Genomic DNA, 16,028 nt, shown 5'->3' with positions numbered 1-16,028 from the left:
TCAAAAAAATGCACCAAAATAATCAAAAATAACCGGTCTGACAGCTCAGCTGCTGTTCACAGCTCATAACAGTTCAGACCTGTCTGAACTGTTACCACAGCTCATCTTTCTTGACCGAAAAATCTGAAATACTTCTTGCTTTTTTTAACATCCCAGGCTATAATCGTACCTATCGGGAATGAGGTTCTCCCCAAGTTTAACGACTTAAACCGCTTTTTAGCTGATGACTTCTGCGAATCCACGCAGAAATTGTCGGCTTTTTTTGTTTCACAGCAATTAAATATTATAGGAGGATTACTTATGTTAACTAGCTTCGCACTCATTTTTCTGCTGGGTCTGGCCCTCGGCACCATTTTTGCCCGTTTTAAGCTGCCCAGCCTTTTGGGAATGGTGATCACAGGAATTCTATTAGGGCCCTATGTACTGAATGCCCTGTCGCCAACCGTGCTATCCATCTCACCGGACCTTAGGAAAGCCGCTTTGGTGATCATTTTAACACGGGCCGGCTTATCTTTAGACCTGCGCGACCTAAAGCAGGTAGGCCGTCCGGCGGTTCTCATGTGTTTCCTTCCGGCCTGTTTTGAAATTGCCGGGGTAATTTTACTGGCGCCCGGAATCTTCGGCATCACGGTTTTGGAAGCTGCCATCATCGGTTCTGTCATAGCCGCCGTTTCCCCGGCCGTGGTCGTTCCCCGGATGATCCGCATTATGGAAGAGGGATACGGGCAGAATCACAGTATTCCCCAGTTGATTCTGGCCGGAGCTTCCGTTGACGACGTGTTCGTCATCGTGTTGTTCACCGCATTTACCGCCCTCGCCCAGGGGAGCCAGGTAAATGCCCTGAGTTTCATCCAGATTCCATTTTCCATACTGACCGGAATTTTTACCGGATTTCTCATAGGCTTTTTGCTGATCCTCTTTTTCAAAAAATTCCATATGAGGGATTCCATCAAAATTCTGATCATCATCAGCCTCTCCTTCCTGCTGCTGGAATGCGAAACACGGCTGGAAGGCATTCTGCCATTTTCCGGCCTTCTGGCCATAATGAGCATGGGAATTATGATCAAACAGAGATATGAAACCCTGGCTGTCCGCTTGTCCTCCAAGTACAATAAACTGTGGGTAGCCGCTGAAGTTCTTCTGTTTGTACTGGTGGGCGCTACGGTAGACACCTCCTACATCGCAAAGGCCGGAATCCTGTCGGTTCTTTTGGTTGCAGGCGCCTTAATCATGCGCATGGCAGGCGTGTTCGTCTGCCTGCTGAAGACAAAACTCACTCCAAAAGAACGGCTCTTCTGCATGATGGCCTACACGCCAAAAGCCACAGTCCAGGCCGCCATCGGAGGGATTCCCCTGTCGATGGGCCTGTCCTGCGGCCATTTAGTTTTGACTGTAGCTGTAATTTCCATACTTCTGACTGCCCCATTTGGCGCATTATGTGTGGATCACAGCTATAAAAAATTGCTTTCGTGACCCCGCCTAAGCACACAGTTTCTGGAAATAAATCATATTTAAGATACTCTCTAACCTTTTACCGATCCAACCATAACGCCTTTCACAAAATATTTCTGTATAAACGGATAGACCATAACGATGGGCAGCGTGGTTACAATAATGGCTGCCGCCCTCAGCGACTGGGTCGGCGGCAGCACATCCAAAGCATTGTAAGCTTCTGAGCTCAAATCGCTGAGTGATGATGCCGATGTGATGATATTTCTTAAAATGTTCTGCATGGGAAGAAGCGATGTTTTATTGATATAAAGCATTGCGTCAAACCAGGCATTCCAGTGATGAACCGCATAGAACAAACCAATGGTTGCAATTGACGCTTTTGACAGGGGCAGCACCACTTTGGTAAGTATCTGGATCTGGTTAGCCCCGTCCAGCACCGCCGCCTCTTCCAGGCTGTCGGGAATTCCATAGAAGAAATTCCTCATAACGAACAGATTCCAGGTATTGACCAGACACGGCAGCACCATAGCCCAGCGGCTGTCCATCAGTCCCACAGCTTTCACAAGCATGAAAGTGGGGATCATTCCGCCGGAAAACAGCATGGTGAAGAAAATGAGGCCGGTCAGGACCATTCTTCCCTTTAAGTCCCGTTTGGACAACGCATATGCCAGAGTAATCGTAAAAAACAGATTTAAACCAGTTCCCACAACCACACGGAATATGGTATTGCCATAAGCGCGGATAATATTGCTGGAACTCTCCCATAACAGTTTATAGGCGGTAAAATCAAAGTCTTCCGGAATGATGATGAAGGAACCCCTTCTCGCGATCTCCGCCTCGCTGACAAAAGATGTCATAATTACAGTCAGAATGGGAACCATGATGATGATCATGAAGAGTATCATCAGGAGTATGTTAATCAATTGAAACAGGTTCTCGCCGCTGAACACTTTCTTTGCGCGCTTCATATTACCAAACCCCCTCTTGTCCCATTTTCTTCGTGATATAATTGGTACCCAGCACCATGACCAGGGAAACCACAGATGTGAACATGTTCACAGCCGTTGCAAAAGAATAATTCTGGTTGATCAAACCTTCCCGGTATACATAGGTGCTGATGATATCCGAAACAGAATAAATCTGCGGCGAATATAAAAGCAAAACTTTTTCATATCCCACATTCAGGATATTTCCCACCCTCATAATCAGCATAATGGTTACAACCGGCATGATTCCCGGAAGGGTTATGTACCACATCCTCTTTAAAACACCGGCTCCATCCACTTTTGCCGCTTCATACAACGCCTTGTCGATTCCAGCCATGGCCGCGATGAATACAATGCTGTTCCAGCCGATGGTCTGCCACACATCCGATACGGTATAAATCGTTCTGAACCACTGGGTTTCTCCCAGGAAATAGATGGGTTCTCCGCCAAAATGCACGATAAGCGCATTGAGCAGGCCCCCATCCGTACCGGTCATGGTACGGATGATGCCGCAGACGATAACGGCTGATAAAAAATGGGGCAGATAGGATATGGTCTGCACGACCTTTTTAAACCGGTTAAACCTGATTTCATTGATAAACAGCGCCAGCACAATGGACAGCGGAAATCCCCAAACCAGAGTATATAAGCTGAGCAGCAGCGTATTTTTAATCAGTCTCAGGCAGTAAGCCGACTGGAAAAATTTCATGAAATGCTTCAGTCCCACCCATTTTGAAGTGAAGATGCCTTCAATTCCAAAAAACGGCTTATAATCTTCAAATGCTATGATAATCCCGAACATCGGTATGTACTTGAATATCAAATAATAGAGCAGTCCCGGCAATAACAGCAGATAGATAAACCGGTCCCTTTTTAAATAATATCTTAACGGCCTATTCTGGCTGTATTGCCCTGCTTTCTGTTTTCCATGCTGCCTGGACATACCATCGCTCCTCTCTGATTCCTTTACTTGCTCTCATTGTACTGTCTCGTATATTCTGTGATCCAGTCTTCCAAGCCCATTCCATATAATTCCTGGACAAAATCATCCCATGTGTCCAGAGAACGGTTTCCATTTACAAATTTAACCAGTTCCTCATCCCGGTATGTACGGATATCCGTATAACCAGGGATATTTTCCGTTAATTTGTCATTCTGCCAGGTGATTCCATACTCGCAGCCCGGCTCGTGGGTTACGTCAAAATCATTCAAATGTTCCTGAAGCCAGAGATTATGCATGGTCTGTCTTCCCCACTCGTCATATTCCGTGGACTGGATTTCCATAGGAGTTCCTAAAGATACCAGGAAATCCCTGCAGTATTTCGGTCCGCCCTCAATCGCCACTACGGAACGGTTCTTCTCGGCATCCGGGTCATTGGGATCATATTTCCAATATTCGTCTTTGATTCCCATAGCTGCGGTCTGATAGTTTTCCCAGTGGTATGACCACTCTACAAACTTCATGACTGCGTCCGGGTTCTTACATTTGCTGCTGATCATCAAACCTTCCGGTGAAACATTGGTACGGGTCTGAACGAATTTGCCGTTGGGCCCTGTAATACCTTTTTCGTTGATGCCGAACGCGTAATCGTATTTTTCCAAATCCAGATCCGGCAGGTTCTTGGTTAAGGTTCCGTCGTTCAATGTGACTCTGGAATACCAGGCCGCCGTAGCGCCTACCGCTCCTTTTGTAATGCTCTGTATAAATGTATCCTTATCCATACTGAAGCACTCTTTATGAAGGATTCCATCTTTATACCAGGTATTTAACTGGGCCAGGAAATCCTTATATCCGTCTGCAATCCAAACCGGTTTTACCTTACCATCCTCATCCAGCCAGCTTCCGTTTCCGGTATCCACAAATCCGCCTACCAGCGAATACTCCAGATAAGCCATAACTTCGCCGCCCTTCTGGGTTCCTAAAGGAACGGTCTCTCCGTTTCCGTATGGATCCAGCTCTTTGATCTTATATAAGTACGTATTGAGTTCATCCAGTGTGGAAGGCTGTTCCATACCTACCAGATCCAGCCAGTCCTGTCTCACAAAGATCGGATACGGGGTAGTGGAAGTATTTCTCGGCACAACCCAGATGGTTCCGTCCGTATCGGTAGCTCCAACCCAGGATCCCCACGGTTCCCAGGCGTCCTTGATGGCCTTGTAGTCGTCATTTTCAATGTACGTATTCAAAGGAAGGATCATGCCGCTGGGCGCATAATCATGCCAGTTTCCCCACCAGGCGTCGATCTGGTCGCCGCCTGCCAGCAGCAGGTTTAATTTTTCCTTGGCTGCTCCTGAATCAGAAGGGGGCATGATGATTTCCACTTTTACGCCCGTCTGCTCCAGAATGTAATTCTGCATCTTTTCATAAGCCGCTGATTCGCTGCCCGCCTCTGCTCCGGCTATATTAAATGCGCCTGAGTTATTATAGATCACAATGACCGGGGCTTCTTCCGGAGCCGCTGTCTCTGTTGTCTTCGCAGTTGTCTCTCCCTGTGCGCTCTGCGCGCTCTGTGTGCTTCCAGCAGGCGCCGCAGAAGAAGGCTGTTCCCCTTTCCCTCCGCATCCGGCTAATAATGACGCGCACATAACACATACCATAGTTAACGCTGTGATCCGTTTTTTCATATAACCCTCCAATTCCGCTGATAAACAGCTTTATAATCCATACTCTTTCAGGATCAAATGATTCACCCGCTTCAAGTCTTCCGTCCAAACACACTGCTCATAAAATACATAAAGATGATCTTTGTCCGCCGCCAGGTCCGCATATCCTCCATGGACATCCACATTCACAAGCGGTTTCCAATTCTGTCCGTCCTTCCTGCTCTCATGTACGGTCAAAAACAGCCTCTTGCCTTCCGGATGTTCCAGATTCCGGTTGGCACAGTTGACAAATGCAATCGAACCATCCCCCATCTTCACCATACTTCCGAAACACTTAGGATCTTCCAGCTCATCCTCTTTCCACCATGCGTCGATTCCGCTGACCCCATCGCAAGATACCGCCAGAACCCTGCATTTCTCTGGTTCCGCATTGCGTATGTTGAATAAAATCCGCCCGTCCGGAAGTTCTGCGATGGAAGTTTCATTGGCATTTGCAACCCCTGAAACCATAGCGCCTGCATGCCAGGTCTTCCCCCGGTCCCTGCTGTAAATCAAACCCGAGGTAGAAGGATTATGCGCCTTTTTTCTCCCGCTCTCATCCAGGGTTTCTCCATTGGCAATCCATACAGGCACCATCAGGATTCCATCCCGGGTCACAATCCCATGTCCCGGCCCTGATGCACACACATTCCATTCATAACCGAATTCCCGGAACGCCCCGGTTATCTCCACAGGATCGGTAAATGTGATTCCGTCATCGCGGCTCACACAGTAATAAGCCTTTTCATAGTTCTTGTGGAAGATCAGATGAACCAGTTCACCATCCGCAATCAGCACCGGATTGTTCCAGGTAACCACCTGCCCCTCTTCCTTCCCATCCAAACCGGCTATAACCGTCCGGCTCATAGTCTTTCCCCGGTCAGCGCTTCTCAGAATCACAATATCAATCTGAGCCCAGTCATTGCGGTTCTCCATCCGCCCTTCGTAACAGCAGACCAGAGTTCCTTTTTCGGTTGTCACAATCCCCGGGATCCGGTATTCCAAATACGGTCCCAGACCAAATGTTTCAATAATATGTACGCTGTCCGCCTTTGTTTCCTCTGTAAAACCGCCCATTTATAACCCTCTTCCGTTCTAGTTTAAATCCGCGATCTGATCCAAAAATTGTTTTTCTTCCTCTGTGAGTTCACGGAACGGCTTCCTGCAGCCATTGCATTCAATTCCCTTTTTAGTAAGGAGATATTTAACCCCGCGGAATACTCCGACTTTTACCAGCATTTCAACGATGGAACTGGCCTCATGCTGTACTTTAGACGCCTCTTCCAGATTACCTGCGTAATACGCTTCCATAATCCTTTTATATTTTGGCGTCATCGCGTTAAATGTGCTTCCAATGGCTCCGCTGATCCCGATGGGCAGCGCATTCAACAACACTTCATCGTGTCCGTACATGATTGTCAGATCCGGGAATTTCCTTCTGATCTTTTCCAGTTCAAACAGGTTGTGGTCCGTATATTTCAAACCTCCCACACGGCACTGGGCGATGATTTCTCCAATATTCTGTGAGTTAATGGATACCCCAGAAAATGCGGGGAAGTTATAGATCACAACCGGAAGACCGGTGGAATCCGATAAAATTTTATAATAGTCCACAATTTCCTGAAATGAAAACTTATAGTAGAAGGGCGGTACGCTGGAGACAGCCGTCACACCGCAGGATTCTGCATGTTTCGCCAGGTCTGCGGCCTGATCTGCCCAGATCGTTCCCACATGGGCGATCACAGGCACTTGGCCGTTTACTTCCTGGGTAACTGTTTCAATAATGGATTTTCTCTCATCATCCCGAAGCATGAAACATTCTCCCGTACTGCCGCAGACGTAAAATCCTTCTGCGCCGTCCTCAAGCAGTGTCCGCACCAGTTTTTTCAACTCCGGCAGATTCACTTCCCCATCTTTTTTATATGGAGTTACCAATGCCGGCATAATTCCTGAAATATTCATATATAACCTCACTTCCGCCTTATTAAGCGCTGTATTTTCGATTCCAGGGATTTCAATTCATCCCCTTATTTCCCTGGCCGCTGCTTTTCCTGATCCTCAGCTCCGGTGTGAAAAGCCGGATTAGGCCAGCCTTTTCTTCAAACCTTCTGGTTACCATGCCCATCAGCATTTTCGCGGCTTCGTATCCCACCTCTTCCGCTTTCGATGACACGGAAGACAAGGGAACCCGCATATTCTCGCAAATCGGTCCATCGTCATAACCAATGATCTTCACATCGCGCCCCACCGCCAGCCCCTTGTCTGCCAGGATCGGATACAGGTACGCCGCCATGGTATCGTTGAAGCAGACCACTCCGTCAGGATAATCCGGCTTTGAAAAGATCTCGGCCGCCTGATATTTGAGTTTTTCCACAGGAACATTATCATGAAGATAGTTGTCCATATTAATGGACATCCCATTATCAAGCATCGCCGTCATAAAGCCGTAATACCGTTCAATGCTGGTGCTGTATTTTCTGGGCGACATATAGGCAATATTTTTGCAGCCCACATCGATGATGTGTTTTGTGGCCGCATACTCCCCATAGTAATTGTTGTTGCCCAAAAACGGAACATTGAACCCATCCACAAACCGGTTGCAGAACACAAAGGGGATTCCCCTCTCCTCCAGCAGCGAAAAGGAATGATGGTTCATTTCCGAATTGATGCTTGGAATGATAATGCATCCGTCAATCTTGCTCTCAATCATTCGGAGCACATAATTATGCTGCTTCTGCGGGGTGTTCTCGCTGCTGCATACAATGACATTGATATTCCGTTTGGACGCGTACCGTTCAATGCCGTTCAGCAGTTTGGGATATCCGGCTTCCATGATAAATGGAAGGATGACGCCGAAATTGATGATTGTGGCTAAGCCCTCCCTCTCCTGGATATAAGTGCCGCTTCCTTTCATGGTATAGAGATGGTTTTCCGCAATCAGTTCCGCAATGGCCTTATCCACCGTGCTGCGGGCTACGCCGCATTTTTTGCACAGCCACTGCCGGGATGGAACCCTGCTGTGTGGTTTCATTCCTTCTATCAAACGGAGTATTTCATTTTTCACCTCTAAATAGCGCAATGCCATGGAGCAGCCTCCTGTCGAGAACGGTTTTATTGGTTATTTTGTATATATTTTTCTGTATTTTTAAGCATTAATATGATATATCATATAATGAATATAGTCTGATTTTTGGTTTTCGTCAATATTTCTGCTAATTTACGGGCAAGAAATGATTATTTCAGGCTACTTTTTGCATAATCAAGTTGTTTTCAGGCTGATTTTGGGTGTTAAAATAAGCGCAGGAGCCATATCCAATATAAAAGACTTTCATCCCATGTCACCTATACCGGTGACGGCCAGGAAGTACTTCATACCTTACAAGTACATGTTATGTGAATTTGCTCATTTATTGTAGATTAAAATACTCAAAAAAAAGACGTAAAGATATCCTCTCCACGTCTTTTCCTATATAACAGCTTTTGCCGTTATTGTACCCATTCCCCGTTTTCATTTACCGTATATCCGTCCGGTGTAGTGGTTGAAACCAGAAGCTGTCCTTTGCCCGAACCATGTTCCTGGCTGAAATAATACCATTTACCGTCAATCAAATTCCATCCGGTAAACATCTGCCCCTGTTTTCCGTCTTCAGACGGGTTGAGGTAGAACTTTCTTCCATCCGGCTCCGTGTGCCATCCGGTTTCCATATAGCCATCCTGATTGAAGAAATACCAGCCATAGGTTCCGTTATAGTATAAATATCCCCACTGGTTCCGGTAGGATACTCCATTGGTGAAGGTCCATTTACCATTCTCCATGGCCCAGTACTCCGTGTCATCATAGTCTTCGCTGTCTTCACTTTCGTATTCTGTCTTATCAACAGGCTGATTCGGTTCTGGTTCTGGCTCTGGAACTGGTTCTGGAACTGGTTCTGGCTCCGGCTTAACCTCCGCATAATCTTCCGTATTTCCGATTCCAAAGAGGACAGAATACGTACCAGTCTGACCTCCTTCTAAAGTCTTGTCCAGCCATGAATAAGCGATTCCACTGTCAGTATCTTTCAAATCCTCTGTTGGCAGATCACCCTCAAACAGATTTTCTCCCCTGTCATAATACAGGCCATACCACCAACGGTCAACACAAGCATCGCTTTCATCATCATCTGTAACAACAAATGCATATATATACGCGCTTGGGTCTTTTAGCCATGTATCTTCGCGTCCGAGCATTAAAACACCATTATCGGTCTTTGACACAATAGCTTTATCATCAAATCCTACACAAGTATCCGCAGTACTGCCCAGCGAAAATGTTATCTCTTCATCCTCTGTTTTATTCTCCACATAATATACGAGTCTGACATAAGATATGTCATCGATCTTTACAATACCCGCCCTCATGGTTATGGATAAGTTATCTTTTGTTGCATTCATATTATCATTAAACATAAGGTCTGTTATACGGTCATTTATTGACAGATATACACCATAACCACCCAAGGCGCTTCGAAGTTCATCATTCCCGCTGTAACCCCTGATATCATATCCAAATCCATTTAATTGAAATTTCATACTTCCATCATCATCGGACGCTACAAGTGGTTCTATCACCGTATCCTGTTCGACAGCCCTGAGTAAAGCGCTATTCACCTGCAGCGGCGTGGCATTTATTGCGGCAGCCTGATTCAACTCCTTAGGCAGATCATTTTCTAATAAAGGTTTCTCATCACCTTCTTTTATTTCTTCTTCGATTTTACCTTCTGTTTCTGCCTCAGTGTCCTCTTCTAATCCTGTTTCAGTTTCTTTTTCCGTTTCCTCTTCTGTTTCTGCCTTGCTTTCCTCTTCTGTTTCTGCCTCGGTTCCCTCTTCTGTCTCTTCCGTTGTCTCTTCTTCTATCTCTGTCTCAGTCTCTTTTTCTGTTTCTGCCTCAGTTTCTTCTTCCGTTCCTGTTTCTGTTTCCTCTTCCGTTCCTGTTTCTGTTTCCTCTTCTGTTTCCGCCCCGGTCTCTGTTTCCGTTTCTTCTACGGTTCCTTCTTCTGTTTCCGCCTCAGTACCGTCTTCTGTTTCCGCTCCGGCCTCTGTTTCCGTTTCTTCCACGGTTCCTTCTTCCGTTTCTGCCTCAGTTCCTTCTTCTGTCTCAGCTCCGGCCTCTGTTTCCGTTTCTTCCACAGTTCCTTCTTCCGTTCCCACTTCGGTTTTATTTCCGCCTGTTTCTGCACTATTATTTTCTAAAATAATCTCATTTGAATTTTCTATCTGGCTGCCAATCTCTTCCGCGTCCGCCGTAAACGGAACACTTCCTGCTGCCAGACAAATTGCTACGGCACAAGCAGCCGCTTTCGGACCAAATTTTTTTATTTTTTTCCATTTACCATCTAACTTTTGCATATAGTAATATCCTCCTAACTCCATTCTTGTATACAGCAAATATACCAAATATTTTCCTTATAAAGGAGGAATTGTAAAAAAAGTCAGGTTTATTGTCAAAAAAATCAGCCGCTGCCTGTCATTTCGTACCAGTGGAAAAAAGCATTGGTAAACAAAAAATACGCAGGAGAGTTTATTCTCCTGCGCACAGATTCTCTAAATATCCCCTAATTTCATCTGTTTTTTTATCTCTACCGCTCTCTTAATCTCAGCGACAGGTGTTTTTTGAGTCTTTTTTATAAAACCATTTAGAAATTGAATCCCGCCGTATTGAACAAACAATAATCTGAAAATACGATTTGCACTTACATTCAGCCGAAGTTCAAAAACATCTTCCTCCAGCTTATCCCATAACTTACTTTTTCTTCCTTGTTCAAGATCTTCTATCAACTGTGGGATAACTTCAATAACATGCAGCAAATCACAAACTTCCAGATTATTTTCAAGTAATGCCTCTTCAGCAAAGCATTTGCCGCTTACCACCGCACACTCCACCAAACGTTCATATGGGTATCTCTCTATTATGTAGCGTATTTTCCCTTTATCTTCCTGCAAAATTTCTTTTAATAACTTTTTCACCTCGACGATATTGCCAATTTCTAATTCTTCCTCGTCTCTTCTGCAAAGAAATTTATCTGCATCATAAAGCCGATGCTGTAATGACAGCAGTTTTCCACCCCTTTCAATCACCTCTGTAAAACAATTGGGCTCCTCCGCAGATACCGGATATTCATACTTCACCTCCATATCCGTTAACACAGAAGAATCCCAATATGGTTCACAATACCCCAGATTTACAATACAGCTTTTTAGCAGAGACATGGAGGGATCATTCGCTCTCATAAGTAAATCCTGCATGGTCAATTCGCGAGTGATTTTGCGATTGTAAATATCAGACTTCTTCAATAATGGAACTCTGTTCTCCATGACAACATCCAATACCGGTATTAGAGTATCCAAAACGTAATCGGCAAATTCGTCTTGAGACTGAAATTGTCCATCAAAAGACAGTTCATTTAGGATTAGCTCCATTCTTTTTCCCCCGTAACCCAATCATCTTATTCAAATCCAAATCAAACTGATCAAACAAATCTTTTGTCTGGTTTTCTATTCTGCCCATCCGTCCAATCTGTACTTCCATTGCCTGAGACACATGTTCCCTGTTCAGGCTGATAAACTGTATTTTTATTTTATCCTTTTCCATCTCTTCAGCGGCAATTCCAGCCCTAAAACCATTAAAAATATGATCGCTATGGGTTTCTATAAACAACTGACGTCCGGTTGCCGATATAAAATAAAAAAATTCACACAGCTTCGCCTGAGCAGACGGATGAAGATGAATTTCAGGATTTTCCAAAGCAATTACCGCTCCCTGGGGGGAAGATAAACATATAATCAGTATGCTGACCAGATAGCTGATCCCAGATCCAATATTAGCCGGCCTGATTTGTCTTGCATCATGCATCGTATAAGATGCCTTAACCAAATCCGTTCCTCTTATTTCTTCGGTGCTGATTTCCGTATCTGTAATATACGATAACCACCAATTCACTTGTCCCAGTAACGTATAATCCACATTTCCTTTACATAAACCGGACTCCAATACATCAATACTGTGTTTATTCAAAAATGCAATTGCATATTGACCATCTGTACCTATCACGTCTTCCATCGACATATTTTTCTGATATACATTCAGAGGTCCGACTCGGTGACATGACAGGTATTGGAACGCTCTTTTTTTATAATTCAGGCCAGAATATCTATCAGGCCATTCTTTTTGATTAAGGCCTTCTATGCGCAAACTCGGCTCTTCCCCCAGTTTTCGAAGCAAAGCAATATCAACCTTATGTTCTCCATCCCAGATGGTAAATGTAATCTCCTTTTCATCAGCATATACACACCTGTTCTCCTCAAAACTTCCCAAGGACATCAAATCGCCATTCAAACCGCATGGTTTTTCCATATTCTGGGCAACGAACAGCAATCCCTGAATTACCGACGATTTTCCCGATGAATTTGTGCCAACCAAAAGAGTAACGCTGCCACAATTAATCTGCATTTCTTTTATACTTTTAAAATTCCTAATCTTTAAAGTTTCTATCATGTCAGGATAAAGACCTCCCTATCTTCTCAGCAGCTTTCAAACGCCAATTCAATTTTTCCGCACTATCCCGGTGATTTCCAATATTGTCACGAAACTCCGCACTGTTTAAAAGCTGAGAAATCTCCTGTTCTACCTTGGGCAGCAGCATTTTTTGCCCTGCCGGAATATATTGAATGGCATACATCACGGTCTCAAATACATTCATATTAATCGGTGTTCTCTTTACGCCTTTTGTCAAACGGAATGCATCTTTTCCCAAATAATAATACGATTTTTCCAGTGTTTCTACCACAAGCTGTTCTATTTGTTGAATCTCCTGTTGGCTCATATGGTTTAGAGTGTCCATACCGTTTCCCAAAAGTTCATCTATATCATTTTTATAAAGATACCGTTCTCCTTTTTCATCCTTTATTTTTTGTTCCTTATACAGCAAAAAAGTAATAAATCTGGTCAAAAGATACCTGTCTTTCATCCTTTTTTCTTTCAGAAACGCTCCCCCTGTTGCATTTTTAAATGCCTCGCTCTCAATCAGTCTTTTTAACAGCCTTGTTGCCTCACCCTGATATAAAGCATTTCGCATCTCCTGCTTATTCAAAGTTACGCCGCCCCGATTCACCCTATCAAAAATATCAAATTTGATTCTATCCGGCGTTGGCGGCAAAATCACATGCGCCTGAATTTGAAAATCTTCTATTCGTCCGCGTAAAACAGGGGATAAATCCGAATATTTTCTATTATTTTCCTCCGGCAATATTTTAAGATTACTGAGTTTAAATTCATCATCTATAAACGAAAATAAGGCGCCCAAACGCTGCCGTCCGTCAACTACTATTAAATTCCCATATTTATCTTGATTAAAATAAAAAATAGGTAATGGCAGGCCCATTAACACACTTTCTATCAATTCTGACTTTCTATCTTTATACCAGACATTCTCTCGCTGAAAATCGCTATCTAATATAATCCGCTTTGGTTTTGCATCGAAACGTCTTTTCAGTTCGAATACCGTATAGAATCCCTTATCAACCTTAACTTTATTCATCGGATAAACCTGCTCTTCCTCCCGTCCATCAGCCTCCAGTTCATATCCGTGCTCTACGGTTTCATCCTCAATTTCTTCTGTTATCTGATTATCTAACAATATATCCATTAAGGCCCCCTCCTATACTTAACCATTACTTTATCATACCATGTTTTATATTGTTTGGCAATTTAGGCCAAAGCTATTATAAAATATTATGTAACAGTTTTCCCGCCGTCTGAACTGTTACAATATTATAAAATTTAAGAATGCGGCAGATGATTTTACAACCATCTGCCGCACATAGAACTATTAACAGCCTTTAATAATTATCTAATATTTTATTCCAACATAGCTTAATTAAAGTTTTACTTCCAGATTAATAAAATACGATCTCTTTAAATCCCGGCCTTCTTATACCTCTCAGCCATCTCATCCAGGCTCACGCACTCAACAAGAGGAGCTTTGCCGAATGATCCAAACTGCACGATCAGGGTGCCTACCACTTCTTTCACGCCCCGCTCCACGCAGTCCACAATGGCAGCAACATCGTCATCCGGAATATTTCCGTACATAACCGTATCCATGATCGGCGGAAGGAATACCCTTGGATCAAACTGGTTTTTCTTCGCTTCCAGCAGCTCATAAATGCCTCCGATAGACGCGCTGGTTCTCTTCTCCGGGTATTTTGCAAACAGCTCTTTCATGTTTCTGGTAACCGCCAGGCGGATATCCGTATCCACGTTGATCTTGCTGATTCCGCAAGGGATAGCAGCCTTTAATTCCTCGATGGAAATTCCGTATGTATTGGTCAGTTCCCCGCCCAGCGCATTAATTTCATCCACGATGTATTTCGGTACCGTAGAGGAACCGTGGGAAACGAGAGCTCCAAAAATGCCTAAATGATTCATGCATTCCCTGATCGCCACCGCAATCTCTTTTCTCAGCTTCACATCCTTGCCTTTGGAAGCTCCATGCATGGTGCCGTAAGAAATAGCCAGGGCGTCCACGCCTGTCTGTTTAAAGAATTCAACCGCATCCAGCGGATTCGTATAGGTAGAGCTGGCGGAAAATACATGATCTTCCACTCCGGCTAACACGCCCAGTTCGCCTTCCACGCTGACTCCTCTGGCATGAGCATATTTCACCACTTCCCTTGTCAGTTCGATGTTCTCCTTAAACGGAAGAGAGGAACCGTCGATCATGACGGAAGTGTATCCGCCCTCAATGGCCGCCACACAGGAATCAAAGTCCCTGCCGTGATCCAGATGAAGCACAATCGGAATCTCGGAATCAGAACCGTATTTTTTAACCGCATCAGCAATATTCTTAGCCCCAATTTTCTTATCTTCCAATGTGGCGTTCATAAAATCAGTCCGTCCGCCCATAAATCCATTGGCCAGATCCGCCCCCTGCAAAATAGCCGGAGAACGGAACATCTCGTGAACTTCAATCACAGCTTTGGCCTGGGCAACCGCATTGACGTTGAATCCCCCCTGGCCGAAACCATATTTGATGGATGCCTCCATGAGAGGTCTTAAAGGTATCATTGGCATAATTATTTATCTCCTTTTAATCTTCCAGATTTGCAACAAAATCGGTAAATGTCAGGGTCAGGTCAGGATGCCGCTGTAAAAGGCTGACCGGAAATTCAGAAGTCGGCTCTCCATATCCTGCTCTTCTCACCACAGCCCTGTGCCAGTTCCTAAAACATCCTAAACGGATCTTTCTGGCATGGGCGATTTCATAAATACCGATGGTAACACAATAATGAGGCATATCCTCCAAAGCTCCGTTAAAATCGCCGATGGCATTGGCCGCCCTGGTCTCCGGGGAAATGCTCAGCACTCTGGTCTTCTGGCTTAAAAATTCCTCATTGCTCAGGGACGGGTCCGCTTCATTAAACGCCACATGGCCGTTGATGCCGATTCCGCCGAAAGCGATATCCACGCCGCCCAGCTTCTCAATCAACTCCGGAATATAGCCCACATTCTGAGGGTCCGGGAAAATGCGCTGTTCCTCAGGCATAACCAGCTCTGGTTTGATCTTAGAGTAAACAGTGCGCTCCATAAAGCCTCGGAAGCTGAGCGGGTGGTCCATGGGCACCCACTGCTTCTCATCGTCTAAATATTCATCCATATTGATAAACCAGACATTTTTCAGGCTGATATTCTTAGTATTCACCAGATCCACAAAATACGGATACTGTCCCACAGGGCCAACCGGACAGATAAAGACCGTCTTTTCGCCCTTTGCATTGTGGGCCTCAATTTCCTCCGCCATCTGATCCGCCATGGTTTTAAATACCTGGCTGTTGTCTTCCATGCAGATCATCTTGATCTTTGGGTCTGCCAGAAGCTTTTGTTTATCATAATCATAATATTCGTGTCTCATT

At 44.7% G+C, this 16,028-nt stretch carries 13 protein-coding genes and 1 riboswitch; of the genes, 1 reads left to right on the top strand and 12 read right to left on the bottom strand.

Annotated features, from left to right (window positions below; translation table 11 throughout):
• Positions 1 to 165: 165 nt before the first annotated feature.
• A riboswitch (Fluoride riboswitch) is annotated at positions 166 to 240 on the top strand.
• A gap of 60 nt (positions 241 to 300) precedes the next feature.
• Positions 301 to 1,473 carry a cation:proton antiporter gene (locus GPL15_RS05635; RefSeq protein WP_215696842.1) on the top strand — a complete coding sequence of 391 codons (1,173 nt, stop codon included), beginning with the start codon at positions 301 to 303 and terminating at the stop codon, positions 1,471 to 1,473.
• A gap of 50 nt (positions 1,474 to 1,523) precedes the next feature.
• Here the strand turns inward: GPL15_RS05635 and GPL15_RS05630 are convergent, their stop codons facing one another.
• The 12 genes from GPL15_RS05630 to GPL15_RS05575 form a co-directional block, all read right to left on the bottom strand.
• Positions 1,524 to 2,420, bottom strand: coding sequence for a carbohydrate ABC transporter permease (locus GPL15_RS05630; RefSeq protein WP_215696840.1), 897 nt, complete (start codon positions 2,418 to 2,420; stop codon positions 1,524 to 1,526).
• 1 nt (position 2,421) lies between these two features.
• The gene (locus tag GPL15_RS05625) at positions 2,422 to 3,381 is read right to left on the bottom strand and encodes an ABC transporter permease subunit (RefSeq protein WP_215696838.1); all 960 of its coding nucleotides are present in this window, start codon (positions 3,379 to 3,381) and stop codon (positions 2,422 to 2,424) included.
• A 23-nt stretch (positions 3,382 to 3,404) separates the two neighbouring features.
• Positions 3,405 to 5,063, bottom strand: coding sequence for an extracellular solute-binding protein (locus GPL15_RS05620; protein ID WP_215696836.1), 1,659 nt, complete (start codon positions 5,061 to 5,063; stop codon positions 3,405 to 3,407).
• A 30-nt stretch (positions 5,064 to 5,093) separates the two neighbouring features.
• Positions 5,094 to 6,158 (bottom strand): sialidase family protein, encoded by a 1,065-nt coding sequence (locus GPL15_RS05615; RefSeq protein WP_215696834.1) that lies wholly within the window; start codon positions 6,156 to 6,158, stop codon positions 5,094 to 5,096.
• 18 nt (positions 6,159 to 6,176) lie between these two features.
• The gene (locus GPL15_RS05610; RefSeq protein ID WP_215696832.1) at positions 6,177 to 7,043 is read right to left on the bottom strand and encodes an N-acetylneuraminate lyase; all 867 of its coding nucleotides are present in this window, start codon (positions 7,041 to 7,043) and stop codon (positions 6,177 to 6,179) included.
• Between the two features lie 52 nt (positions 7,044 to 7,095).
• Positions 7,096 to 8,166, bottom strand: coding sequence for a GntR family transcriptional regulator (locus tag GPL15_RS05605; RefSeq protein WP_215696830.1), 1,071 nt, complete (start codon positions 8,164 to 8,166; stop codon positions 7,096 to 7,098).
• 401 nt (positions 8,167 to 8,567) lie between these two features.
• The gene (locus GPL15_RS05600) at positions 8,568 to 10,466 is read right to left on the bottom strand and encodes a hypothetical protein (protein ID WP_215696828.1); all 1,899 of its coding nucleotides are present in this window, start codon (positions 10,464 to 10,466) and stop codon (positions 8,568 to 8,570) included.
• Between the two features lie 195 nt (positions 10,467 to 10,661).
• Complete coding sequence (locus tag GPL15_RS05595) at positions 10,662 to 11,537, bottom strand: type II toxin-antitoxin system RelE/ParE family toxin (RefSeq protein ID WP_215696826.1); 876 nt, start codon at positions 11,535 to 11,537, stop codon at positions 10,662 to 10,664.
• Complete coding sequence (locus GPL15_RS05590; RefSeq protein WP_215696824.1) at positions 11,518 to 12,612, bottom strand: AAA family ATPase; 1,095 nt, start codon at positions 12,610 to 12,612, stop codon at positions 11,518 to 11,520. The genes GPL15_RS05595 and GPL15_RS05590 overlap by 20 nt, the downstream gene beginning before the upstream one ends.
• A 1-nt stretch (position 12,613) precedes the next feature.
• Positions 12,614 to 13,762 (bottom strand): DUF262 domain-containing protein, encoded by a 1,149-nt coding sequence (locus GPL15_RS05585; RefSeq protein ID WP_215696822.1) that lies wholly within the window; start codon positions 13,760 to 13,762, stop codon positions 12,614 to 12,616.
• 269 nt (positions 13,763 to 14,031) lie between these two features.
• Entirely contained in the window at positions 14,032 to 15,189 is a 1,158-nt protein-coding gene (locus GPL15_RS05580) for a class II fructose-bisphosphate aldolase (protein WP_215696820.1), read from the bottom strand.
• Positions 15,190 to 15,205: 16 nt separating this feature from the next.
• A complete protein-coding gene (locus GPL15_RS05575; protein WP_215696818.1) occupies positions 15,206 to 16,027 on the bottom strand; it encodes a glucosamine-6-phosphate isomerase in 822 nt (273 codons plus the stop codon).
• Between the last annotated feature and the right edge of the window lies 1 nt (position 16,028).

It is taken from the genome of Clostridium sp. MCC353 (assembly GCF_018785315.1).
In the GTDB taxonomy this organism is placed as follows: domain Bacteria; phylum Bacillota; class Clostridia; order Lachnospirales; family Lachnospiraceae; genus CHH4-2.
The sequence above is the reverse complement of the archived record's forward strand: the minus strand, read 5'-3'. Positions and strand labels throughout refer to the sequence as shown.